The organism is Streptomyces callyspongiae, from assembly GCF_047200695.1.
Taxonomy (GTDB): Bacteria; Actinomycetota; Actinomycetes; order Streptomycetales; family Streptomycetaceae; genus Streptomyces.
Window position 1 is genome coordinate 1 of sequence record NZ_JBJZOM010000018.1, and the last position, 23,419, is coordinate 23,419.

At 72.3% G+C, this 23,419-nt stretch carries 20 protein-coding genes and 1 pseudogene; 5 read left to right on the forward strand and 16 right to left on the reverse strand.

From position 1 onward, the window contains the following. Nucleotides 1-202: pseudogene (locus ACL06G_RS17425) on the reverse strand (metallophosphoesterase); the annotation flags it as partial. 1 nt (nt 203) lies between these two features. Continuing rightward, the gene (locus tag ACL06G_RS17430; protein ID WP_412787019.1) at nt 204-464 is read right to left on the reverse strand and encodes an SCO4848 family membrane protein; all 261 of its coding nucleotides are present in this window, start codon (nt 462-464) and stop codon (nt 204-206) included. A 103-nt stretch (nt 465-567) separates the two neighbouring features. On the opposite strand from ACL06G_RS17430, the gene ACL06G_RS17435 reads away from it, so the two are divergent. Beyond that, nucleotides 568-1,890: a D-alanyl-D-alanine carboxypeptidase family protein gene (locus ACL06G_RS17435; RefSeq protein WP_412787018.1), complete on the forward strand. Its 1,323-nt coding sequence runs from the start codon at nt 568-570 to the stop codon at nt 1,888-1,890. Here ACL06G_RS17435 and ACL06G_RS17440 read toward each other — a convergent pair. From ACL06G_RS17440 to trpS, 3 genes are all read right to left on the reverse strand, one after another. Next, nucleotides 1,778-2,824 carry a YihY/virulence factor BrkB family protein gene (locus ACL06G_RS17440; RefSeq protein ID WP_412787017.1) on the reverse strand — a complete coding sequence of 349 codons (1,047 nt, stop codon included), beginning with the start codon at nt 2,822-2,824 and terminating at the stop codon, nt 1,778-1,780. The two genes, ACL06G_RS17435 and ACL06G_RS17440, sit on opposite strands and share 113 nt — an antisense overlap. 81 nt (nt 2,825-2,905) lie before the next feature. Then, complete coding sequence (locus ACL06G_RS17445; protein WP_412836286.1) at nt 2,906-3,634, reverse strand: 2'-5' RNA ligase family protein; 729 nt, start codon at nt 3,632-3,634, stop codon at nt 2,906-2,908. Nucleotides 3,635-3,721: 87 nt separating this feature from the next. Continuing rightward, nucleotides 3,722-4,738: a tryptophan--tRNA ligase gene (gene trpS, locus ACL06G_RS17450; RefSeq protein WP_412787015.1), complete on the reverse strand. Its 1,017-nt coding sequence runs from the start codon at nt 4,736-4,738 to the stop codon at nt 3,722-3,724. A gap of 211 nt (nt 4,739-4,949) precedes the next feature. On the opposite strand from trpS, the gene rocD reads away from it, so the two are divergent. Further along, entirely contained in the window at nt 4,950-6,155 is a 1,206-nt protein-coding gene (gene rocD / locus ACL06G_RS17455) for an ornithine--oxo-acid transaminase (protein WP_412787014.1), read from the forward strand. 146 nt (nt 6,156-6,301) lie between these two features. Here the strand turns inward: rocD and ACL06G_RS17460 are convergent, their stop codons facing one another. The 8 genes from ACL06G_RS17460 to ACL06G_RS17495 all read right to left on the reverse strand — a co-directional run bounded on the left by ACL06G_RS17460 (nt 6,302) and on the right by ACL06G_RS17495 (nt 16,567). Further along, the gene (locus ACL06G_RS17460; protein WP_412836287.1) at nt 6,302-7,255 is read right to left on the reverse strand and encodes a glycine betaine ABC transporter substrate-binding protein; all 954 of its coding nucleotides are present in this window, start codon (nt 7,253-7,255) and stop codon (nt 6,302-6,304) included. Between the two features lie 55 nt (nt 7,256-7,310). Then, complete coding sequence (locus ACL06G_RS17465; RefSeq protein ID WP_412836288.1) at nt 7,311-9,353, reverse strand: ABC transporter permease; 2,043 nt, start codon at nt 9,351-9,353, stop codon at nt 7,311-7,313. Then, nucleotides 9,350-10,447 (reverse strand): quaternary amine ABC transporter ATP-binding protein, encoded by a 1,098-nt coding sequence (locus tag ACL06G_RS17470; RefSeq protein WP_412787011.1) that lies wholly within the window; start codon nt 10,445-10,447, stop codon nt 9,350-9,352. The genes ACL06G_RS17465 and ACL06G_RS17470 overlap by 4 nt, the downstream gene beginning before the upstream one ends. Beyond that, a complete protein-coding gene (locus ACL06G_RS17475; RefSeq protein WP_412836289.1) occupies nt 10,447-11,994 on the reverse strand; it encodes a GMC family oxidoreductase in 1,548 nt (515 codons plus the stop codon). The genes ACL06G_RS17470 and ACL06G_RS17475 overlap by 1 nt, the downstream gene beginning before the upstream one ends. A 51-nt stretch (nt 11,995-12,045) precedes the next feature. Then, complete coding sequence (locus ACL06G_RS17480; RefSeq protein ID WP_412787009.1) at nt 12,046-13,548, reverse strand: aldehyde dehydrogenase family protein; 1,503 nt, start codon at nt 13,546-13,548, stop codon at nt 12,046-12,048. 241 nt (nt 13,549-13,789) lie between these two features. Further along, nucleotides 13,790-14,779 (reverse strand): malate dehydrogenase, encoded by a 990-nt coding sequence (locus ACL06G_RS17485; RefSeq protein ID WP_412787008.1) that lies wholly within the window; start codon nt 14,777-14,779, stop codon nt 13,790-13,792. 335 nt (nt 14,780-15,114) lie between these two features. After that, entirely contained in the window at nt 15,115-15,645 is a 531-nt protein-coding gene (locus ACL06G_RS17490; protein WP_412836290.1) for a DUF3017 domain-containing protein, read from the reverse strand. A 64-nt stretch (nt 15,646-15,709) separates the two neighbouring features. Then, the gene (locus ACL06G_RS17495; protein WP_412836291.1) at nt 15,710-16,567 is read right to left on the reverse strand and encodes a bifunctional methylenetetrahydrofolate dehydrogenase/methenyltetrahydrofolate cyclohydrolase; all 858 of its coding nucleotides are present in this window, start codon (nt 16,565-16,567) and stop codon (nt 15,710-15,712) included. Nucleotides 16,568-16,923: 356 nt separating this feature from the next. Between ACL06G_RS17495 and ACL06G_RS17500 the strand changes: the two genes are divergently transcribed. Both ACL06G_RS17500 and ACL06G_RS17505 read left to right on the forward strand, forming a co-directional pair. After that, on the forward strand, nt 16,924-17,520 hold the full coding sequence (locus ACL06G_RS17500) for a hypothetical protein (RefSeq protein ID WP_412787005.1): 597 nt from the start codon (nt 16,924-16,926) through the stop codon (nt 17,518-17,520). 49 nt (nt 17,521-17,569) lie between these two features. Then, the gene (locus tag ACL06G_RS17505) at nt 17,570-18,184 is read left to right on the forward strand and encodes a hypothetical protein (RefSeq protein WP_412787004.1); all 615 of its coding nucleotides are present in this window, start codon (nt 17,570-17,572) and stop codon (nt 18,182-18,184) included. Between the two features lie 88 nt (nt 18,185-18,272). Here the strand turns inward: ACL06G_RS17505 and purH are convergent, their stop codons facing one another. Then, entirely contained in the window at nt 18,273-19,880 is a 1,608-nt protein-coding gene (gene purH / locus ACL06G_RS17510; protein ID WP_412787003.1) for a bifunctional phosphoribosylaminoimidazolecarboxamide formyltransferase/IMP cyclohydrolase, read from the reverse strand. Next, nucleotides 19,877-20,521, reverse strand: a complete 645-nt coding sequence (purN, locus tag ACL06G_RS17515) for a phosphoribosylglycinamide formyltransferase (protein WP_412787002.1) — start codon at nt 20,519-20,521, stop codon at nt 19,877-19,879. The genes purH and purN overlap by 4 nt, the downstream gene beginning before the upstream one ends. A 210-nt stretch (nt 20,522-20,731) precedes the next feature. Between purN and ACL06G_RS17520 the strand changes: the two genes are divergently transcribed. Next, complete coding sequence (locus ACL06G_RS17520) at nt 20,732-21,634, forward strand: hypothetical protein (protein WP_412787001.1); 903 nt, start codon at nt 20,732-20,734, stop codon at nt 21,632-21,634. A 78-nt stretch (nt 21,635-21,712) separates the two neighbouring features. On the opposite strand, the gene ACL06G_RS17525 is transcribed toward ACL06G_RS17520, so the two are convergent. Beyond that, a complete protein-coding gene (locus ACL06G_RS17525) occupies nt 21,713-23,287 on the reverse strand; it encodes a cell division protein PerM (protein ID WP_412787026.1) in 1,575 nt (524 codons plus the stop codon). Nucleotides 23,288-23,419: the final 132 nt, after the last annotated feature.

Below are 23,419 nucleotides of genomic sequence, written 5' to 3' on the forward strand. Positions count from 1 at the left end.
CCAGCGGGAACGGCGCACCCGACCGGCCCAGGACCATGGCAGCGACGGTGGTGAGCGGGAGGAGCCAGATCAGGGCCGTGCCGAGGCGCCGCCACCTGCCTCCCTTCCGGGAGACGTCCTTGACCAGGCGGCGCCACAGGTACCAGTGGACGGTCACCAGCAGGGTCGGAACACCGAGCGCGACGAGGACGAGGAGGAGCACGTCAGCGCCCCTCTCCGGCGCGGGACGCACCGCGCAGGCCGCGCACCCCGATCACACCGATCGCCGTACCCAGCACGAAGGAGACGGCTGCCAGCGTCAGGTGGACCCAGAAGTACGTGGTGGGTTCGCCGTTCTCGAACGCCAGGCCGCTTGCGTCCTGCACGAGATTGCGGACGAAGGTGATCCAGATGAACCAGGACCACACTCCGAAGGCGAGCAGGAACCAGGAGACGCGGCGGGTCAGGACGCGGGGCTCGAACATGGTTCAAGTATGGCTATCGGCCCAATCCCGTCGCTGATCGGGGCGAGGATGTCGCCGGAGCACGCCCGGGAGGTCCACACCGGAACAATCAGCCTGTACTTTCATGTGTGTGTCGACGATCTCCACCGCTCCGCGTCCGCGCGGCCGCCGCCTCCTCGCACTCACCGCCGCAACGCTCCTGACGGCCTGTCTGCCCGTACCGGCCGCCCACGCAGCGCCCACCGAGGACGACGGCGACAAGCCGGAGCCCCCGGCACGGATGTCGACCATCGGCGGCGTGAAGCTCGGCGAGCGCGGCACCCAGATGGACGCACTGCCCGGCGCCGACGCGCCGAAGGTGCCGAAGAAGCTGACCGCGCGGTCCTGGCTCGTGGCCGACGCCGAGTCCGGCAAGGTGCTGGCCGCGCACAACGCGCACTGGAAGCTGGCCCCGGCGAGCACCCTGAAGATGCTCTTCGCCGACACCGTGCTGCCGAAGTTCCCCAAGAGCACCGAGTACGAGGTCGAGCGCGAGGACCTGGCGGACGTCGGGGCGGGCAGCAGCCTGGTGGGCGTCAAGGAGGGCCTCACGTACACCGTGCAGGACCTGTGGCTCGGCGTCTTCCTGCGCTCCGGGAACGACGCGGTCCACGTGCTGTCCGCGATGAACGGCGGCGTCGACACGACCGTGCGGGAGATGAACGCACAGGCCCAGGACCTCCGCGCACTGGACACCCACGTCGTGAGCCCGGACGGCTACGACATGCCCGGTCAGGTGTCCTCCGCCTACGACCTGACGCTGATGGCGCGGGCCGGCCTGCAGAACCCCGACTTCCGGGACTACGTCTCGACCGTCCGCGCCCAGTTCCCCGGCGAGTGGCACAAGAAGAAGGGTGGCAAGAAGAAGCGGGAGCACTTCGAAATCCAGAACACCAACCGGTTGCTGACCGGCACCGGCATCGAGCCGTACCCGGGCATCGCCGGGGTGAAGAACGGCTACACCTCGAACGCCGGCAACACCCTCACCGCCGTCGCGGAGCAGGGCGGCCGGGTACTGCTGGTCACCGTGATGCATCCGCAGAGCGGCTCGCTGGAGGTCTACAAGGAGGCCACCGAACTGTTCGACTGGGGCTTCGCGGCGGCGGACTCCGTCCGTCCCGTCGGGGAACTGGTGCCGCCCGCCACGACGGAGGACGATGCGAAGACCCCCGCCGACCAGGGCTCGGGCGACGGCTCGAACCCGGGCGGCAGCAAGAACCCGGACGACACGCCCGTTGCCGGAGCCGGCAGCGCCCCGGCGAAGCCCGCCGGAGGCATGCGCATCGCGCTGGGCGTCACGGGCGTGAGCCTGGTGCTCCTGACGCTGGTCGCGTACCTGGTGCACCGTCGGTGGCCGGCCGCGCTGCCCGCCCCGGCCCGGCTGCGGCAGCAGACGAAGCGGGACTGACGTCCACGGGGTCGGCGCCGCCGTGCCCCGCGCCCTCGGCACCGTCCGCGCCCTCCGCGTCCTCCGCGCCCTCCCTGCCGACGGTCGGCCGGGAAGCGGTGGCCGTCCAGGCCGCGCAGAACAGCAGCAGCTTCGCCATGAGGCTGATCCACAGCAGCAGGGCGATCGGCACACCGAACGCGCCGTACATGCTCTTCGCCGCGACACCCTGCAGGTAGCCGCCCAGCAGGGCCTTCAGCAGCTCGAAGCCGACCGCCCCCATCAGCCCCGCGTGGACCAGGGCGCGCCGCGGCGGCTCGACACGGGGCAGCCAGGTCAGGACGTACCACAGCAGCAGGAAGTCCGTCGCGACAGCGGCCGCGTACCCGCCGAGGCGCAGCACCGCCGTGCCGGCGCCTCCCTCGGCGAGACCGAGGAGGTCGGCCACCCGGCCGACCGCGGCGACGGCGAAGGCGGACCCGGCCACGGACAGCAGCCCGACCGCTCCCAGCCCGACGAGCACACCCAGGTCCTTGAGCTTGAGCAGGACGGCGTTGCCGGGATCCTCCGGCAGGTCCCAGACGGCGCGCAGCGTCTCCCGCAGCGTGGAGGCCCAGTTGACGCCCGTGACCAGCAGGAGGGCGCCGCCGATGAGGCCGACGGTGCCCGCGTTGTCGACGAGGGACTGCAGGTTCAGCTGGTCGGAGATCCCCGGGACCTGGTCGGCCATCCAGTTCTGGACCCGCGTCATCCGCGCCGGTGAGAGGAAGGACGCCCCGACGGCCGCGGCGACGGCGAGCATCGGGAACAGGGCGAGGAAGCTGGTGAAGGTGACGGCCGCTGCGAGGCGGGTCCACTTGCGCGCCTCGAGGTGGGTGTAGACGTGCCACAGCCGGGTGCGGAAGAACCACGAGGCCGCGGGCCCGACGACGGGCAGTCTGGTGAGCCAGTCCATGTTCACCGCCTGTTCGTTCCGGCTCCGTTTCCCCGCGGCGGCTTCTGCCCGCGGCGGGGCACGGTCACACGGTAGGCGGCGTCAGGCCTGGTGGAGCGTATCGGCGGCCGACGGCGAGCCGGATCCGAAGGTCCGGGGCGGGAAGGGCGGCGCCGCCATCGGAGGGCCGGTCAGCGGCCGGCCCGCGACGTGCCGCCCGAGGGCCGAGACTGTGGGAGGCAGCGGTGCGGGAGCGGCGGGAGTGTGCTCGTGGCCCTGCTGGGGCAGCGGCGTGCGGGGCCGCTGGTCGGCGAAGAGGAAGTGCCGCTGCAGCCGCCACACGCAGTCCTCGCTTCGCTCGTAGAGGGCGAAGCCGGTCACCGTCCAGGAGGCCTCGAAGTCCGCGAGTTCCGCGTACGCGCGGTCCATCGCCTCCTCGTCGATGCCGTGGGCGATCGTGACGTGCGGGTGGTACGGGAAGGTCAGCTCGCGGGTGCCGAGCGGACCGTTCGCGTCGCGCACCCGTTCCTGGAGCCATCCGCAGGCCGAGCCGCCCTCCACGACCTGCACGAACACCACCGGCGAGAGCGGCCGGAAGGTGTCGGTGCCGGACAGCCGCATCGGGAAGGCCCGGCCGGCCGCAGCCACCGAGGCGAGATGCTCCTCGACCGCGGGGCGGTCGGCGGCGTCGACCTCCGTCGGCGGCAGCAGGGTGACGTGCGTGGGGATGCCGTGTGCGGCGGTGTCACCGAACTCGGTGCGGCGGTCCTGCAGCAGGCTGCCGTACGGCTCGGGAACGGCGATCGATACACCCAGCGTGACGGTCCCCACGTGTCTCTCCCTTCTCGCTCCTGGTCGCTTCCGCGTGCGCCGCGCGTCCGTCCCCGCGGTGCGGTGAGCCGCGGGGACGGTGCGGGGTCAGTGCTTGGCGGGGACGAACCCCACCCTGTCGTAGGCCTGGGCCAGGGTCTCCGCGGCGACGGTCCGTGCCTTCTCCGCGCCCTCGGCGAGGAGGGAGTCCAGCGTCTCGCGGTCCTCCATGTACTCCCGCGTCCGGTCGCGGAAGGGGCCGGCCCAGTCCGCGACGACCTCGGCGAGGTCGGTCTTCAGCGCACCGTAGCCCTTGCCCTCGTAGCGCCGCTCCAGTTCCGCGACGGTCGCACCGGTGAGGGTGGCGAAGATGGTGAGCAGGTTGCTGACGCCGGGTTTGTCGACCGCGTCGAACCGGATCTCGGTCCCGGTGTCGGTCACGGCGCTCTTGATCTTCTTCGCGGAGGCCTTGGGCTCGTCCAGCAGGTTGATGATGCCCTTCGGCGAGGAGGCCGACTTGCTCATCTTCACGGCCGGGTCCTGGAGGTCGAAGATCTTCGCCGTCTCCTTGAGGATGTACGGCTCGGGGACGGTGAAGGTGGGGCCGTAGCGGCCGTTGAACCGCTCGGCGATGTCCCGGGTGATCTCGACGTGCTGCCGCTGGTCCTCACCGACCGGCACGCGGTCCGCGTGGTACAGGAGGATGTCGGCGATCTGCAGGATCGGGTAGGTGAACAGGCCGACGGTGGTGCCCTCGGCGCCCTGCTTGGCGGACTTGTCCTTGAACTGCGTCATCCGGGAGGCTTCGCCGAACCCGGTCATGCAGTTCATGATCCAGGCGAGCTGGGCGTGCTCGGGAACGTGGCTCTGGATGAAGAGCGTGCAGCGCTGCGGGTCGAGCCCGGCGGCCAGCAACTGGGCGGCGGCCAGGCGCGTGCTCTCGCGCAGCTGCGCCGGGTCCTGGGGAACCGTGATGGCGTGCAGATCGACGACCATGTAGAAGGCGTCGTGACCGTCCTGGAGATCCACCCACTGGCGTACCGCACCGAGATAGTTGCCGAGGTGGAACGAGCCCGAGGTGGGCTGGATGCCGGACAGTACACGAGGGCGACGATCATTGGCCATACCGGCATTCTCTCAGAGCTGACGGCTCCGGCGGGCCCGCAGGGCACGACTCGGACAGGAATCACACCGGTGCCCGCCCCCGGCCCGGGTGGCGGGCGAAGGACCACTTCTCCGGGTTCACTGCGGGGCGCGGGGGACCGACGATAGAAAGAGGGGCGCGCCGCACCCGGCGCACCGCCCTGGCCCGTGTCGAAAGCGAAAGGACCCACCCATGGTCGCTTCCTCCGAGCTGATCACTGCCTCGGACACCTACAGCGCGCACAACTACCACCCGTTGCCGGTCGTCGTCGCCTCCGCCGACGGTGCGTGGCTGACGGACGTGGAGGGACGGCGCTACCTGGACATGCTGGCCGGTTACTCGGCGCTGAACTTCGGGCACGGCAACCGCCGCCTGATCGACGCCGCCAAGTCGCAGCTCGACCGGGTGACGCTGACCTCACGGGCCTTCCACCACGACCGGTTCCCCGTGTTCTGCCAGGCACTGGCGGAGCTGTGCGGCATGGACATGGTGCTGCCGATGAACACCGGCGCGGAGGCGGTGGAGACGGCGGTGAAGACCGCCCGCAAGTGGGGCTACCGGGTCAAGGGCGTGCCGCAGGGCAAGGCGAAGATCGTCGTTGCGGAGAACAACTTCCACGGCCGGACCACGACCATCGTCTCGTTCTCCACGGACGAGGAGGCCCGCGCCGACTACGGGCCGTACACGCCCGGTTTCGAGGTGGTCCCCTACGGCGACATCGCCGCTCTCGAGGCCGCCGTGGACGAGAACACCGTCGCGGTGCTGATGGAGCCCATCCAGGGCGAGGCGGGCGTGCTGGTGCCGCCGGAGGGCTACCTGCCCGCGGTGCGCGAGCTGACGCGGTCGCGGAACGTGCTGTTCGTGGCCGACGAGATCCAGTCCGGGCTGGGACGCACCGGGGCGACCTTCGCCTGCGAGCACGAGGGCGTGGTGCCCGACATGTACGTGCTCGGCAAGGCGCTCGGCGGCGGTGTGGTGCCGGTGTCGGCCGTGGCCGCGAACCGGGACGTGCTGGGCGTCTTCAAGCCCGGCGAGCACGGTTCGACCTTCGGCGGGAACCCGCTGGCCTGCGCGGTGGGCCTGGAGGTCGTCACCATGCTGCGGACCGGCGAGTACCAGCAGCGGGCCCAGGAACTGGGCGAGCACCTGCACCACGAGCTGGGTGTGCTCGTCGGCGACGGCGCGGTGCGCGAGGTGCGCGGCCGCGGCCTGTGGGCCGGTGTCGACATCGACCCGGCGCACGGCACCGGCCGGGAGATCTCCGAACAGCTGATGGCCCGCGGCGTGCTGGTGAAGGACACGCACGGCTCGACGATCCGCATCGCGCCGCCGCTGGTGATCGGCAAGGAGGACCTCGACTGGGGGCTCGACCAGCTCCGGGGCGTGCTGGCCGGCTGAACCACGCCCCTGCGGGGCGAGGTGGCGACGGGGTGCCCCGTCCGGCTCTGCCATGGGACGGACGGGGCACCCCGTCGGCCCGGCACACGCGCGCTCCCGGAACGGTGTCCGTTCCGGGAGCGCGCGTCGGTGGACGCGTCAGCGCGTCACTTCTTCGGCATCCACTCCTGCCAGGTGGACTTGTTCTCCTTGATCCACTTGGCGGCGGCGTCCTCCGGGTCCATGTCCTCGCCCGCAATCATTTGGGCGACCTTGTTCTGGTCCTCGGTGGTCCACTCGAAGTTCTTCAGGAACTGCGCTGCGTCCCCGCCGTTCTTCTCGAAGTCGGCGTTGAGGTACTTCTGCAGCATCAGCGTGTCGTAGCCGCAGGTGATCGGCTTCTCGTCGAGGCAGCCGTCCTCGTACTTCGGCAGCTCGACCTCGACCATCTCGATCTCGGCGTTCATCCACTGCGGCTGCCACCAGTAGCCGATAAACGGCTTCTTGGCGTCGTAGAGCCGCTTGATCTCCTTGAGCTCGGCCGCCTCGCTGCCGGTCGGCACGATCTTGAAGTTGAGATCGTGGCTGTCGATCAGCTCCTGGTCGTGCGTGGTGTACGAGGGGGCGGCGCCCAGGAACTGGCCCTTGCCGCCGCTCTCCGAGGTCTGGAAGTCCTTCCAGTACTTGTTGAGCTTCTTGTAGTTGGTGACGTCCGGGTGCTTGTCGGCGTAGTACTTCGGCACGTACCAGCCGATGTGGCCCTCGACGCCGAGGTCGCCGCCGGGGACGACCGTCTTCTTCTTCTCGACGTAGAGCTCTTCCTTCTCCGGAACGCCGGCCCAGTCCTCCAGGATGGCGTCGGCCTTGCCGCTGTGCAGGGCGTCGAAGGCCGCGGGCTCGTCGAGCTGCTGGACGTCGACGTCCGCGCCGACCTCATCCTCCAGCAGCTTCGCCGCGACGGCCACGTTCGCCTGAGCCCCGACCCAGGAGGGCTGCGCGAGGGTCACGGTGTCGCTGCCGCCGGCGGTGTCGGTCTCGGCGGCGCAGCCGCTGACGGCGAGCATGCCGAGCACGCCGGCACCCGCGACGAGGGTGGTGCCTATCCGCTTGGTGTTCTTCATGGTGACCTTCTCTGGTTGTTCTTCCGGGGGGAAATCAGGGGCGGGGAGGGGACCGTCACCCGCGAGCCCGGTCGCGCAGTGCCGGCTGGCTGATCCGGTCGAGCACGATGCCCAGGCAGACAATGGCGACGCCGGCCGGCAGGCCGAGTCCGAGGTTGCCCTTCGCGAGGCCGGTGACCACGTCGATGCCCAGGGCACCGCCGCCGACCATGCCGCCGATGACCACCATCGACAGCACGAGCACCAGGCCCTGGTTGGTGGCGACCAGCAGCGACCGGCGCGCAAGGGGCAGTTGCACCTGGAACAGCTGCTGCTTCCCGGTGGCGCCCAGCGACTGCGCGGCCTCCAGTGCCGCGGGGTCGACGGAGCGCACGCCTTGCGCGGTGATGCGGACGACGGCGGGCAGCGCGTAGATCACGGCGGCCGCGATGCCGGGAGTCCGGCCCACGCCGAAGAGACCGATCACCGGGATCAGGTACACGAACTGCGGCATCGTCTGCATGGTGTCGAGCACCGGGCGCAGCAGCCGCTCCACCCGGCCGACCCGCGCGGTGAGGATGCCCAGCAGGAAGCCGAACAGCAGGGTCAGCACAAGGCCCGCCAGCACCTGGGACAGGGTGTCGAAGGACCGGCCCCACAGGCCCATCGCTCCGACGAGCACGAGCGCGACGACGCTGCTGAGCGCGGCACGCCAGGTGCCGACGACCCAGGCGAGCGCCGCGACGAACAGCAGCACTCCCCACCACGGCACGGCCAGCAGACCGCTGCGGAGAGGGTTGAGCACGAACTCGCTGAGGCCGTGGGCCCAGGTGACCGTGCCGCCGATCACGGGGACGCCGGAACCGACATGGGCGATGAACCCGTCGACCGCAGTGTTCACGGGGTCGGCGATGTCCACCGTCCAGGCGCCCGGCCACTCCTCCTCGCCCAGGCGGCTGCCGAACACCGCGAAGACCGCGGTGAGCACGCCGATGCCGGACCAGAGGGGCCAGCCCCGCACCCGGGAGGCGAGGCCCCCTGCGGGGGCGGTGTGGTCGGCCAGTCGGTCACCGGCCGCGGCGGTGGTGCGGTCCAGCAGCACCGCGAGCAGCACGATCGCGATGCCCGCGGTCAGCGCCTCGCCCACGTCGATCGAGCCGAGGGCCTTGAAGATGACCTCACCGAGGCCGCCGGAACCGATGAGGGAGGCCAGCACGACCATCGAGAGGCACATCATGATGGTCTGGTTGAGGCCGAGCATCATCTCCCGGCGGGCCAGCGGCAGTCGTGCGGTGCGGAGCCGCTGCCAGGGGCTCGCGCCGAGCGAGGCGGACGCCTCCAGGGCAGCCGCGTCGGCGCCGCGCAGCCCGAGCGAGGTGAGACGCGCCATCGGAGGTGCGGCGTAGATGACGGTGGCGACCACCGCGGAGGGAATCCCGATACCGAAGATCAGCAGGAACGGGATGAGGTACGCGAACGCCGGCATCACCTGCATGGTGTCGAACACCGGGCGCAGCAGCCGTTCGCAGCGGTCGGACAGCCCGGCGGCCAGGCCGAGCAGTCCGCCGAGGACGGCGGCGGCGAACACCGCGACCGTCATCAGGGCCAGGGTCTCCATGGTGGGCGCCCACACGTCGAGCAGGCCGCAGACGGCGAACACGCCGAGCGCGGTGCCGGCGGTGCGCAGCGCGCGGCGGCCGAGGTCCGCGCCGCCCGCGGCCCAGGCGACGAGCGTGCCGACGACCGTGACGCCGATCCAGCCGAGCGACTCCAGCAGGGAGGTCATCTGGTCGACGAGCAGGGTCGCGTTGTTGCTGATGTGGAGCAGGAAGTAGACGAAGATCCAGTGCGTCTGGCGGTTGTCGACCAGCCAGTCGTCGACATCCGCGAGCGGCGACTTCACGTCGACCGTCCACGCCTTCGGCCAGGCGCCCTCTCCGGTGACCAGTGCGCTGATCACGGCGATCAGCAGGGCGCCGCCGATCAGCAGGAACCCGGGGTGGGCCAGCAGGCGGGCCGTCAGGCCCGGCGGGCTGCCGTTCTCGTCGCGACCGGTGGGTGTCGCGGCGTCCGGAACGGGGGCCTCGTCCTTCGGCTTCTCGACCGCGGGGGCGCTCATACCGCCGCCACCTCCTCGACGTCGCCCCGGCCCTCCTCGCCGTCGTCGAGGCGGGCCACGACGGAGAGCAGTTCCTCGTGGCCGACGAGGCCGAGCACCGTCCTGCCCTCCATCACGCGGGCGGGCTCGCCGGTGCGGGCGACGGCCTCGATCGCGTCGGAGACGAGGGTGTCCGGGGATATCGCGGCGCCGGATCCGGCATCGGCGGAGTCCACGGGCCGCATCGCGCTGCGGACCGTGACGACCTGTTCGCGCGGGACGTCGCGGACGAAGTCGCGGACGTAGGCGTCGGCGGGGCGGGTGACGATCTCCTCGGGGGAGCCGAGCTGGACGATCTCGCCGTCGCGCATCAGCGCGATGCGGTCGCCCAGCCGCAGCGCCTCGGAGAGGTCGTGGGTGATGAAGACCATCGTGCGGCCCTCCTCGCGGTGGAGCCGCACCACCTCCTCCTGCATGTCGCGGCGGATGAGGGGATCCAGGGCACTGAACGGCTCGTCGAAGAGGAGGACCTTCGGGTCGACGGCCAGGGCGCGGGCCAGGCCGACGCGCTGCTGCTGGCCGCCGGAGAGCTGGCCGGGGCGGCGCTCGCCCAGGCCGTCCAGGCCGACCTTGGTGACCATCTCGGCGGCCTTGGCGCGGCGTTCGGCCTTGCCCATGCCCTGGATCTCGAGGCCGTAGGCAACGTTGTCGACGACGCTGCGGTGCGGGAGGAGGCCGAAGTTCTGGAACACCATGGAGGCGCGGTGGCGGCGCAGTTCGCGCAGCCGGTTGCGGTCCATCGCGCGGACGTCCTCGCCGTCCATGACGAGTTCGCCGGAGGTGGGTTCGATCAGCCGGGTCAGGCAGCGCACCAGGGTGGACTTGCCGGAGCCGGAGAGACCCATGACGACGAAGACCTCGCCCTGCCGGACGTCGAAGGACACGTCCCGGACGGCTGCGGTGCAGCCGGTGCGGGCGCGCAGCCCGGCGGCGTCGAGACCGGTCAGGTCCGCGTTTCCGGGGACCTTCTCGGCCTTGGGGCCGAAGACCTTCCACAGGTTGCGGACGGAGAACACCGGGCCGGTCTCGTTCGTGGCCTCAGCGGTTTCGGACATCACGCAACACCTCCCGGTGCCGTGTCGGTGGTGGTTCGGACGAGATCGGAGGCCTTCTCGCCGACCATGAGGACGCCGATCATCGGGTTGACGGCGGGCATGGTCGGGAAGACGGAGGCGTCGGCGATGCGGACGCCCTGCAGGCCGCGGACGCGCAGCGCCGGGTCGACGACGGCGCCGGCGTCGTCGGCGGCACCCATCCGGCAGGTGCCTGCGGGGTGGTAGACGGTGTGTGCGACGCGGCGGGCGTACTCGCTGATGTCCTCGTCGGAGGTCACCCCGGGGCCCGGGCACACCTCGCGCTTCAGCCAGCCGGCCAGCGGTTCGGTCGCGGCGACCTTGCGGGCCAGCTTGATGCCGTCGACGAGGGTGCGGGCGTCGTAGTCCTCGTCGTCGGTGAAGTAGCGGAAGTCCAGGGCGGGTTTGACCTCGGGGTCGGCGGAGGTCAGGTAGAGGCGCCCGCGGCTGCGGGGCTTGGGGATGTTCGGTGTCATCGACACGCCGTGCTCGGGCTTGGTGTAGCCGAGGCGTTCGGGGTTGTCGGTGAAGGGGATCTGGTAGAAGTGGAACATCAGGTCCGGGCCCGCCGAGGCGGGATCGCGCCGGACGAACAGGCCCGCGTCCGAGTCCATCGCGGAGTTCTCCGGGATGGGCCCGTCCGTCTCCCAGACGATGACCGACTCCGGGTGGTCCAGCAGGTTCTCGCCCACGCCCGGCAGGTCGTGGCGGACCGTGATGCCCAGCGCCTCCAGGTCCTGTGCCGGGCCGATGCCCGAGTGCAGGAGGAGCCGCGGGGTGTCGACGGCGCCGGCGCACACCAGCACCTCCCGGGAGGCGGTGATCAGCTCTTCGGCGCCGTCGTTGCTGCGGACGTGGACGCCGGTGACGCGGGTGCCGTCCAGTTCGAGCCGGTACGCCCAGGTCTCCAGGCGGATCTCCAGGTTGGGCCGGTCCCCCGCCTCCAGGTGGGGGTGGAGGTAGGCCACAGAGGCGGAGGACCGCTTGTTGCTCTCCGGGTGGTAGGAGAGGTCGAAGAACCCGGTGCCCTCGTGGAACGGCTCCTTGTTGAAGCCCTCGACGCGCGGCACGTCGAGCGCGGCGGTCGACGAGGCGACGAAGTCGCGTGCGATGGCGTTGCGGTCCTGCTCGTCGACGGCGACGACGTTGTTCTTCAGCTTCCCGAAGTACGGGTCCATGGCCGCCGCGTTCCAGCCCGCGGCGCCGGCGTCCTCCCACTCGTCCCAGTCGGTCGGCAGCGGCTTGAAGGAGATGAGGGTGTTGTGGGAGGAGCAGCCGCCGAGCACCCGGGCGCGGCTGTGCCGGATGTGGGAGTTGCCGCGCGGCTGCTCGGTGGTCGGGTAGTCGTAGTCGAGTTCGCCGCCCAGCAGGCCCAGCCAGCGGCGCAGTGTCAGCACCTCCGGCCGGTCGACGTCGGACGGCCCGCCCTCGATCACGAGGACCCGGACGTCCGGGTCCTCGGTGAGCCGGGAGGCGATGACGGAACCGGCCGTACCGCCGCCGACTATGACGTAGTCATAGGTGGGCATGTGGGGTTGTGCTCCTCGGGGGTGAAAGGGTTCTGCCGGGTGACGCCGTCGTCAGCCCGCGAACCAGCGCACCGGGGCGGGGCGCAGGTTCTCGTACACGTGCTTGGTCTCGCGGTACTCGGCGAGTCCGTGCGGGCCGAGTTCGCGGCCCACCCCGGACTTGCCGAAGCCGCCCCACTCCGCCTGCGGCAGGTAGGGGTGAAAGTCGTTGATCCACACGGTGCCGTGGCGGAGCCGCGCGGCGACGCGGCGGGCGCGTGCGGTGTCCGCGGCGAAGACGGCGCCGGCGAGCCCGTACTCGGTGTCGTTGGCCAGTTCGACCGCCTGGTCCTCGCCGGAGAAGGTCTCGACGGTGAGGAGGGGGCCGAAGGTCTCCTCGCGGACGACCTTCATCCCTCGGTGGCAGTGGTCCAGGACGGTGGGGGAGTAGAAGTAGCCGCTCTCCGGGCGGGAGGCGGTCGGCTCCGGGCGTTCGCCGCCGCACCGCAGCACCGCGCCGTCGCCGAGCGCGGAGGCGACGTACGCCTCGGTCTTGGCGAGCTGCTGCTCGGAGACGAGCGGTCCGCACTCGACACCTTCCTCGGTGCCCCTGCCGAGCCGGATCTTCCGGGCACGGGCGGCGAGTTCGGCGACGAAGCGGTCCCTCACCGACTCCTCGACGATGAGGCGGGCGCCGGCGGAGCAGACCTGGCCGCTGTGGATGAAGGCGGCGTTGAGCGCCTGGTCCACGGCGAGGTCGAAGCCCTCCTGGGTGGCACAGATGTCGGCGAACACCACGTTCGGGTTCTTGCCGCCGAGTTCCAGGGCGACCTTCTTGACGGTCGGCGCGGCTGCCGCCGCGACCTTGGTGCCGGACACCAGCCCGCCGGTGAAGGAGACCAGATCGACGTCGGGGTGCTCGGAGAGCCGCGCACCGACCGGGTCGCCGGGGCCGGTCACCAGGTTGGCGACGCCCGCAGGAAGGCCCGCCTCGACGAGCAGCTTGACCAGGTGGAGGGTGCTCATCGGCGTGATCTCGCTGGGCTTGATCACGAAGGTGTTTCCGGCGGCGAGCGCGGGGGCGACCTTCCAGCTGGCCTGGAGCAGGGGGAAGTTCCAGGGGGTGATCATCGCGCACACGCCGACCGGCTCGTGCACGACGACGCTGTGCACGTCGGGGCTGCCCGCGTCGACGACCCGGCCGCCCGACTCGTTGACGACGAGGTCGGCGAAGTACCGGAACGCGGCGGTGACGTCGTCGACGTCGACCCGGCCCTCCTCCAGGGTCTTGCCGGTGTCCCGGGACTCGACGAGGGCGATGTCCTCGCGGTCGCGCTGCAGCAGGTCCGCCACCCGGCGGAGCAGTGCGGCACGTTCCGTCACCGGGGTGTGCGGCCAGGGGCCGCGGTCGAAGGCTGCGCGGGCGGCGGCGACCGCCGTGTCGGTGTCCGCGGCGTCGCCCTCGGCGACGACGGCGAGGACGGAGGCGTCCGCGGGGTCGAGGATGTCCCTCGTGCCTCCGGCTCCTGCAGTCCGCCACAGGCCGTCGACATGAATGCTCTCGATTACGGACACCTTGTGCTCTGCCTTCCCTGTGCGAGTTGTGCGCGACCCTCCGCCTCGGCGGCTGGTCAACCTCGAACCCTGCCCGGTTCGGCCGAGGTCATGTCCTCGGGAGGCGCACAAGTGGGCTTCCTCACCGCAACCCCGACGCTCCGCACCGGGGCGGTGGCGCTGCGTGTCCCCGCGCCGACACGCGAGGGCCCCGCACACCCGGTTCGGGTGTGCGGGGCCCTCGTGCGGTGCGGGCCGCGGCTCAGAGGAGGCCGAGGCCGCGGACGGCCTCGCGCTCGTCCGACAGCTCCTGCACGGAGGCGTCGATACGGCTGCGGGAGAAGTCGTTGACCTCCAGGCCCTGCACGATCTCGTAGCGCCCGCCCGAGCAGGTGACGGGGAAGGAGGAGATGAGGCCCTCCGGGACGCCGTACGAGCCGTCCGACGGGATGCCCATCGAGGTCCAGTCGCCGTCGGGCGTGCCGTTGACCCAGGTGTGGACGTGGTCGATCGCGGCGTTGGCGGCCGAGGCGGCGGAGGAGGCGCCGCGGGCGTCGATGATGGCGGCGCCGCGCTTGGCGACGGTGGGGATGAACTCGTCCGCGAGCCACTTCTCGTCGTTCACGGTCTCGGCGGCGTTCTTGCCGGCGACCTCGGCGTGGAAGATGTCCGGGTACTGGGTCGCGGAGTGGTTGCCCCAGATGGTGAGCTTCCGGATCTCGGAGACCGGGGTGCCGGTCTTCTTCGCGAGCTGGGACAGCGCACGGTTGTGGTCCAGGCGCGTCATGGCGGTGAACCGCTCGCCCGGGACGTCCGGGGCGGCGGCCTGCGCGATGAGCGCGTTGGTGTTGGCCGGGTTGCCGACGACCAGGACCTTCACGTCGTCCGCGGCATGGTCGTTGATGGCCTTGCCCTGCGGCTTGAAGATACCGCCGTTGGCCTCCAGCAGGTCGCCGCGCTCCATGCCCTTGGTGCGGGGCCGTGCGCCGACGAGCAGCGCGACGTTGGTGCCGTCGAAGGCCACGTTCGCGTCGTCGGTGATGTCGATGCCGTCCAGCAGCGGGAAGGCGCAGTCGTCGAGCTCCATCGCGGTGCCCTCGGCGGCCTTCACCGCCGGCGGGATCTCCAGGAGGCGCAGCCTGACCGGCACGTCCGGGCCGAGGAGGTGGCCGGAGGCGATGCGGAACAGCAGCGCGTAGCCGATCTGTCCGGCAGCGCCGGTGACGGTGACATTGACGGGAGTGCGGGTCATGGCGATCTCCGTAGTACTGGCGGTGGCGTCGGGTCTCCCCTTCGGCACAGCACCAGGGGAAGGCTCCCTGCCCTTACTGGCGGATCTCCCCCGATGACGTATCTCGACGTGGAGAGATCTGGCGTCAGGCTATCCGACGCTCCCCCGCCGCACGAGGCAGCCGCCCGCGCAGGAGGGGGGACGGCGGGCGGCTGCCGTGCGGGGCCGGACCCGTGGGGGGTGCAACGGTGCGCATGCCCCGCGTCACGCGGAGCATGCACGCGGGCACGCCCCCGCCGGGCGGGCGTGACGAAGCTCACGTCCGCGGAGGAATCCCGCCGGGCCCGGCGGGAGCGTCACCTGACGGTGAAGTGGACGATGTCGTCCAGGAACGGGATGGTCACCCACGGGTCGGGCTGCGCCATCATGGCGAGCAGGGTGATCACGCCTCCGAGCAGGGCGTAGGTGACCACGTCGGTGAAGCGGGACCGGACGGCGAGCATGCCGACGGTCGGCCGGAACCAGCGCAGCAGGCCCCCGGCGAGCAGCGACAGGCCGATGGTGAGGGTGCCGGCGCGGAACGAGGCGAGCGTCAGCAGCAGCCCCGTCAGCACGCCGGCCGCCACCGCGAGGATCGGCCACTGGCGGGCCGGTGCGGGTGCGTCGCCCGGCGCGGCCCGCCCGCCGCCCTCCGGCCGTGCGGTGTCCTCCGTGATCAGGGGGAAGCGGCGGGAGCGCCCCGCGTGTTCCGACGCGTCGGCGGGCCCCCCGTCCCGTTCTGCCTGTTCGGCCCGGTCGGCCGCGGCGGCCTCCGGGGCTGCGGGGGCCTCCGGCCCGGTGGGGACGGCGGGCCCGCGCTCTCCGGCGGCCGTGTCGTCCTGCGCCATCCTCGTCACTCCTCACGTGCGTGCCCGGCAGGGTGGGCGGACCCCTCGAGCCCGCCCCGGTACGTCAGTCCGCCAGGGTGCGTTCGGCGGCCTCGACGACGTTCTGCAGCAGCAGCGCGCGGGTCATGGGCCCGACCCCGCCCGGGTTCGGCGAGAGCCATCCCGCGACCTCGGCCACCCCGGGGTGGACGTCGCCCACGATCCTGCCCGTCTCGTCGCGACTGACGCCGACGTCCAGCACGGCGGCGCCCGGCTTGACGTCCTCCGGCTTGACCAGGTGGGGCACGCCCGCGGCCGCCACCACGATGTCGGCGCGGCGCAGCAGCGCGGGCATGTCCCGCGTGCCGGTGTGGCACTGGGTCACGGTGGCGTTCTCCGAACGCCGTGTCAGCAGCAGCGGGAGGGACCTGCCGACCGTGATGCCCCGGCCGACCACGACGACGTCCGCCCCGGCGATCTCCACGCCGTGACGGCGCAGCAGCGCGAGGATGCCGTTGGGTGTACAGGGCAGCGGGGCGGGCTCGCCCAGGACCAGGCGGCCGAGGTTGGTCGGGTGGAGGCCGTCCGCGTCCTTCTCCGGATCCATGAGCGCCAGGACCCGGTTGACGTCGATGCCGCGGGGAAGCGGCAACTGCACGATGTAGCCGGTGCACGCCGGGTCGTCGTTCAACTCCCGTACGACGGCCTCGATCTCCTCCTGGGTCGCGGTGTCCGGGAGCGTGCGCTGGAGAGAGGCGATACCGACCTGGCCGCAGTCGCGGTGCTTTCCGGCGACGTACTTCCGGCTGCCGACGTCGTCCCCGACGAGCAGCGTCCCCAGACCGGGCGTGACACCGCGGTCCTTCAGCCGTTCGACACGGGCGGCGAGTTCTGTCTTGATCGCGGACGCGGTGGCCTTGCCGTCGAGAATCTGGGCGCTCATGCCTGCCATTCTCCCGGATCGGCGCCGCCCGCCTCCACTCCGTCCTGCCCTGCGGACGTGTCGCCCGTGCGAGCGGGCCGCCCCGGGCACCGGAGCGGCGCCGTACGTCTCGGCTTCGCCACATTTGCCGATCTTCGCTGGACACCCGTGGGTACGCCCCCCACCATGGTGGGCTGGCGCCCACGTGTTGTTCCGGGAGGGCGCCAGACGTTTCGGGGGAGGTAACACGTGCGCGCCGCATCGCACTCGCACCGCCGGTGGCCGGCTCGGGGGCGCTGCGCGGCCGGACGGGCATACGCGGTTCCCCGGATCTCCTCGGTTTCCGCCGTCTCCAAGAACTCCGGAGGTATCCGCTCGTGACCTACCCACCCCAGCCGGGCCAGGACCCGAACAATCCCTATGCGCAGCCGCAGGGCCAGCCCGGGTACGGCTACCCGCAGCAGCAGGGCTACGGCTACCCCCAACAGCAGGGCGGGCTGCCGCAGTACGGCGGTCCCGCGGAGGGCTACCCCATGGGCGGCGGCTACGGCATGCCCATGGCGATGCCGGGCGGCGTGAAGGCGGCCCGTGTCCTGCTGTACGTGCAGGGCGGTCTGGGCCTGCTCGGCAGCATCCTCATCCTCGTCTTCGCCGCGATGCTCGGCGGCTCCGGTTCGGATTCCGGCTCGAGCGCGGTGGAGGCGGATCTGTACTCCTCGGTGGGCGCGGGCGTCCTGGCGCTCTTCGCCGTCTTCTCCCTCGTGCTCGCGGTGTTCGGCATCGTGCTGGCCACGAAGTTCGCGAACGGCGGCAACGGTGTGCGGATCGGCGCCATCGTGTACGGCTCGATCGTCATCGCCCTCGGTCTGTTCACCCTGCCCGGAGGCATCCTGAGCCTGGTGCTGGGCGTTCTGGTCGTCGTCTTCGTCGCCAAGAGCGACGGCAACGCCTGGTTCAACCGTCCGCGGTACTGAGCCCGGTCCGCACTCCAGGAACCCACTCACACTCGCGAAGGAACTCGGCATGAGCTATCCGCCCGACCCTCAAGCCCCTTACGGGGGCGGACCGTACGGGCAGCAGCAGCCGGGCTACGGCTACCCCCAGCAGCAGCCCGCGCCGCAGCCCGGGTACGGCTACCCGCCGCAGTACCCGGGCGCCGCGCCGGTCCCCGGCATGCCCCACGGGCCGGCGGCGGGAATGCCGGGGCAGGTCGTGACGGCGCGGGTGCTGCTGTTCGTCGCGGGATCCATCTGGCTCCTGGTGTCGCTCCTCATGCTCATCGGCGGCTTCGCGGCGCAGAACATGCTGGAGAGCGTCCCCGGGATGGACGGCGGTGCCGCGCTCGGCGTGGCCCTGCTGCTGTTCCTGCTCTTCGCCGGCATGGGGGCGCTGCACGTCATGCCGGCCGCGGTCTTCGGCAGGTCCGGCACCGGGGCGCGGGTGACGGGCATCATCGGCGCCTCGCTCAACGGCCTGTGCGGCGTGTTCTACGTGGTCGCGTCGCTGGCCATGATCAGTCAGGACGAGGACGGCGGCGCCGGTCTCCTCCTCGTCTCCCTGCTGTGGGCGGCCACCGGTATCACCACGGTCGTGCTGCTCTCGCTGGGGCAGGCCGGACGGTGGTTCACCCGGCCGTAGCGGGCGAGCGGCCCGCAGGAGCAGGCGCATCGACAACGGGGGCGCCCGGACCGGACGGTCCGGGCGCCCCCGTCGCGCGGGAGGCCGGTCAGTGGAAGAAGTGGCGCGTCCCGGTGAGGTACAGGGTGACGCCGGCCGCACGGGCCGCCTCGATCACGGCGTCGTCGCGGACCGACCCGCCGGGCTGCACGACCGCACGCACGCCGGCCGCCGTCAGAACCTCCAGTCCGTCGGGGAACGGGAAGAAGGCGTCGGACGCGGCGTAGGAACCGGCCGCGCGTTCCTCGCCCGCGCGCTGCACCGCCAGCTTCGCGGAATCGACCCGGTTGACCTGGCCCATCCCGACACCCACGGTCGCGTGGTCCTTGGCCAGCAGGATCGCGTTCGACTTCACCGCGCGGCAGGCACGCCAGGCGAAGGCAAGCTCCGCCAGCTCCTCCTCCGACAACGGCTCCCCGGCCGCCAGCGTCCAGTGCGCCGGATCGTCGCCCGCGGCCTGCAGCCTGTCCGCCGCCTGCAGCAGCGCCCCGCCGTCGACCGGCCGCACCTCGATCGGGTCGGACGGTGCCTCGCTGCAGCGCAGCACCCGCAGGTTCTTCTTGCGGGCCAGCGCCTCGACGGCGCCCTCCTCGTAGCCGGGCGCGATGATCACCTCGGTGAAGATCCCGGCCACCTGTTCGGCCAGCTTCCGCGAGACCGGCCGGTTCACGGCGACGACGCCGCCGTACGCGGACAGCGGGTCGCAGGCGTGCGCCTTGCGGTGCGCCTCGGCGACGTCCGCCCCCGTCGCGATGCCGCACGGGTTGGCGTGCTTGATGACCGCGACACAGGGGTCGTCGTGATCGTAGGCGGCGCGGCGGGCGGCCTCGGTGTCCGTGTAGTTGTTGTAGGACATCTCCTTGCCGTGCAGCTGCTCGGCCTGCGCCAGACCGCCGTTGCCGGTGGCGTAGAGCGCGGCGGCCTGGTGCGGGTTCTCGCCGTAGCGGAGCACGGCGGTGCGCTCGTAGGTGGCACCGAAGAACTCGGGGAAGGCTGTGCTGCCGCCCTCCGCGGTCTCCGGCGCGGCGTAGCCGGTCGCGAACCAGGTGGCGACGGCGACGTCGTACGCGGCGGTGTGCGCGAACGCCTCCGCCGCCAGCCGCTTGCGCTCGGTCAGGGCGAATCCGCCGCCCTGCACCGCCGCCAGCACGCCGGTGTAGCGGCCGGGGTTGACGACGACGGCGACCGAGGGGTGGTTCTTCGCGGCGGCGCGGACCATCGAGGGGCCGCCAATGTCGATCTGCTCGACGCACTCGTCCGGCGTGGCCCCGGACGCGACGGTCTCCCGGAAGGGGTAGAGGTTGACGACGACCAACTCGAACGGTTCGACGCCGAGTTCGCCCAGTTGGCTCCGGTGGTCGGCGAGCCGCTGGTCGGCGAGGATGCCGGCGTGCACCCGCGGGTGCAGGGTCTTCACCCGGCCGTCGAGGCACTCGGGGAAGCCGGTGACCTCCTCGACGCCGGTGACGGGCACTCCGGCGTCGGCGATCCGCCGGGCCGTCGAACCGGTGGAGACGATCTCCACCCCCGCGTCGTGCAGTCCGTGGGCGAGGTCCTCCAGCCCGGTCTTGTCGTAGACGCTGATCAGAGCGCGGCGGACGGGCCGCTTGCCGGCGTCCTGGGCCCCGGAGGCGTGGTCAGTGGCATGGGCGGTCACGGGATCAGTACCTTTCGTCCCTCGATGCGGTAGCCGTCACGGGCCAGACACCCGACGACCTCGACGAGCAGCCGTCGCTCGACTTCCTTGATCCGCTCGTGCAGAGCGGCTCCCCCGTCCGCATGGTCCTCCTCGAGCACCTCGACCACGCCCTGGGCGATGATCGGGCCGGTGTCGACGCCGTCGTCGACGAAGTGGACGGTGCAGCCGGTGACCTTGACGCCGTACTCGAGCGCGTCGCGGACCCCGTGGGCACCGGGGAAGCTGGGCAGCAGCGCGGGGTGCGTGTTCACGAAACGGCCGCCGAAGCGCGCCAGGAACGCCGGCCCCACGATCTTCATGAACCCGGCGGAGACCACCAGGTCCGGTGCGTGCGCCGCGGTGGCCGCGGTCAACGCCCGGTCCCATGCGGCGCGGTCGGCGTGGTCGCGGACCCGGCACACGAACGAGGGGATGCCCGCACGGTCCGCACGGTCCAGGGCGGCGACGCCGGGGCGGTCCGCTCCGACCGCGACGACCCGCGCCCCGTACGCCTCGACCCCGCGGTCGTCGATCTCGTCGAGGAGCGCCTGGAGGTTGCTGCCGGACCCGGAGACGAGCACGACGAGACGGGCGGGGCGGTTGAGGCGCTGCGCTGCCACGGCGTGCACTTTCTGGCGAGGCGGGATTCGTAGGGATCCACAAGTTCGCAGGGGCCGCGTTGACGGGGAACCCTACGAACCGGTCGACCGTCGGCAACGATACCGGCACGCGCACCGGCCCTCCCGGGACGGGGGCAGTGCCCGACAGGTAGCGTCGGGCCCGTAGGGGCTTGCCCGACGCGGAGAGAAGCAGGGGAAGACGCAGACCACATGACCGACCGAAGCCGCCACGCGGACGACGCCGATCCCGCTCACGAGTCGGACGACACCAGGGGAACCGAGGGGCAGGAGCAGCCCGGCGGGTCCTCCTCGTCCCGCGGGCGCCCGGATCCGGAGAACGGCGCGGACAACCGGGACGGCGAGGAGGACAACCCCTTCGCGGCACCTCCCGAGGGAGAGCCGGACAAGCCCTGGCGCCCCCGGCGCCCCGAGAGCGGCCCGGAGAACGGCTCGCAGGGCGGCCCACCGTGGGGCAGCCGCTGGAGCAGTCGCCAGCCCGGCCGGCAGGACGGCGGGTTCGGCAGTTCCGGCGGTCCCGAGCAGAACGGGGACCGCGACCGCCGGCGGACGCCCGGTCTGCGCTGGGACCCGACCGACCCGAAACAGCGCCATGCCCGCTACGCCCTGCACGGCGGCATCTGGGCCCTGTTCTTCGCCCTGTTCGGCCTGACCGAAATCGCGCTGCTGCTCGGCGCGCTCTCCCTCTACTGGGGCATCAGCGCGCTCCGCGGACCGTCGGGCGTCCGCTCCGTCCCGACCGCGCACGCCACGGCGGCCGACGTGGCGGGCACCGACCGCAACCCGGGCGAGGAGGCCGGGGCATCCGGCAGCACGGGCTCCGACGGCTCCCGCCCCGCGGGCCTGGAGGTGACGGTCACTCCGGCGCAGGCCGCCAAGGCGCGGCGGGCCGCCGCGGTCGGCGGGCTCGTGGCCGGCGTCATGGCGCTGTCGGGGGTGGCCGTCAACTTCGGGCAGCAGCTGGTGTACGAGGAGTACTACACCTGCCGCGCGGACGCGCTCACGGAGGCCGCCCGCCAGAAGTGCGAGGACCTGCCGGACGGGAAGGTGCCGCCGTCCTGGCTCAACCCCTCCCAGGCCGAACAGCAGAACTGACGGACGCCCGGCCGTTGCGCCGACGGGGCGGCGTCGGCGCGGCGTCGGCCGGGCGGGCGGAGCGCCGGAGGCGGGCCGTCAGTCGCGGTCGCGGGGCGGGAAGTCCGCCATGAGCCCCCCGGAGGCCTCTTTCAGCGCGGCCCACCGGGTGCGCCGCGCTCCCGTGTCGTGCCAGTCGCCCTGCCGCGTGCCGTCCGCCCCGGACGCGGTGGACCCGGTGGACCCGGTGGGCGCACCGGCCCGGTCCGCCTTCTCACCGGCCCGGCGGAACCGGAGCGGGCCGGTCGGCAGGAGACGGGAGAGGGCGGCGGGGAGTCCGGCGACGGCGGCGGCGACGCGCCGCATGCGCTCGCGCGCGCCGAGGCGCTGCCGCAGCCGCCAGGCACGCACGCCCCATGCCGTCGGCACGCCGACCGCTGCCGTCCAGGCGAGCGCCGCGCCGCCCGTCGCCCACCACAACGGCCCGACATGGCGGAGGGTGCCGGTCCCCAGCGCGCCGCCGGAGAGCGAGGCCAGGGCGCCGAGCGCCGTCGCGCAGCCACAGCCGGCCACCGCGGCGGCGAGCACGGTCCGCCACGGACCGAGCGCGGTGTCCTCGACGGCCCCTCCGGGCGGGACGGGTGCCGCGACGGGTGAGGCGGCACGTCCCAGGTACCAGCCGGTTGCCAGCGCCGCGGCCGGCGGAACCGCCGCCGCGGCCCAGGCGATCGGCCGCCCGGCCACCTCCTCGGCCGGCAGCCCTGCCAGCAGCGGGAACGGCGGGAGGTGAGGGACCGGGGTCGCCGTCAGCGGGGCGACGGTGCTTCCGCCGCCGAGGGAGAACCCGGGGCCCAGCGCGTAGGACGCGGCCCACACGGCGGCGTTGGGCAGGAGGGCGAAGGCGAGCAGCACCACGGCCGCGTAGCCCGCCCAGGAGCCACCGAGCTGTGCCGTGCCGCCGAACACGGCGCCGCTGCCGCGGGCCAGGGCGACGAGCGTCAGCAGCAGACCGCCCACGAGCAGGAGCGACGTCGCCAGTGCCGCGGCGCGGGAGGCGGGTCGCCACAGCGGTGCCGCGGACGCCGGTAGGCGCGGCGCGGGCCGTCCGAGCGAGAGCCAGGCGGCCGCCGCGCTCACGACGGCGACGAACAGGGCCAGTCGCAGGACCGCCCCGTACGGGTTCACCCGCAGCGGGCCGTCGGTGGTCGCGGCGATCAGGGCTGCGCCCGGCAGCAGGTAGCCGGCAGCGGCGGTGCCGGCGGCGCGCAGCACCGGCCCGGTGGCCGTGACTCTGGCCGGAGGAGTGTCGAGTGCGTTGCGGACCGCCCGGTGGAGGAGCCACAGGGGCAGGGCGGTCAGCAGGAGCGGGGTGAGCGCGAGCGGCACGGGCTCGCCGGTGACGGTGCTGTCGCGGACGAGGTCGACCCCGTGCGCCGTCAGCCATACGGCGGCGGCGACGTGCAGCGCCTCGTCCGGGGCGCCGTGGGACGCGGGCGTCCCGATCCAGAGCAGCAGCACCAGGACGGTGCACAGCCCGAGGCCCAGTGCGAAGGCGACCGCTCCGCCCAGCAGCCGCAGGGCTGCCGTGCTGCGGGCCGGTGCTCCCGGGGCGGTGCGGTGCGGGGTGTCCGGGCCGTCCGGGTGGGTGGGGCGGGCGGGGCGGGTCTGCGGCATCACGTCGCCATGCTGCCAATCCGCCGCGCCCTCCCGGGGGAAGGCTGCTTCGTCGTGGTGTCGCTCGGCATGCGCAGCACTATCGATTCACACAATATGACTTCTATGCGTGGATCGGACAGTGCATCAGCG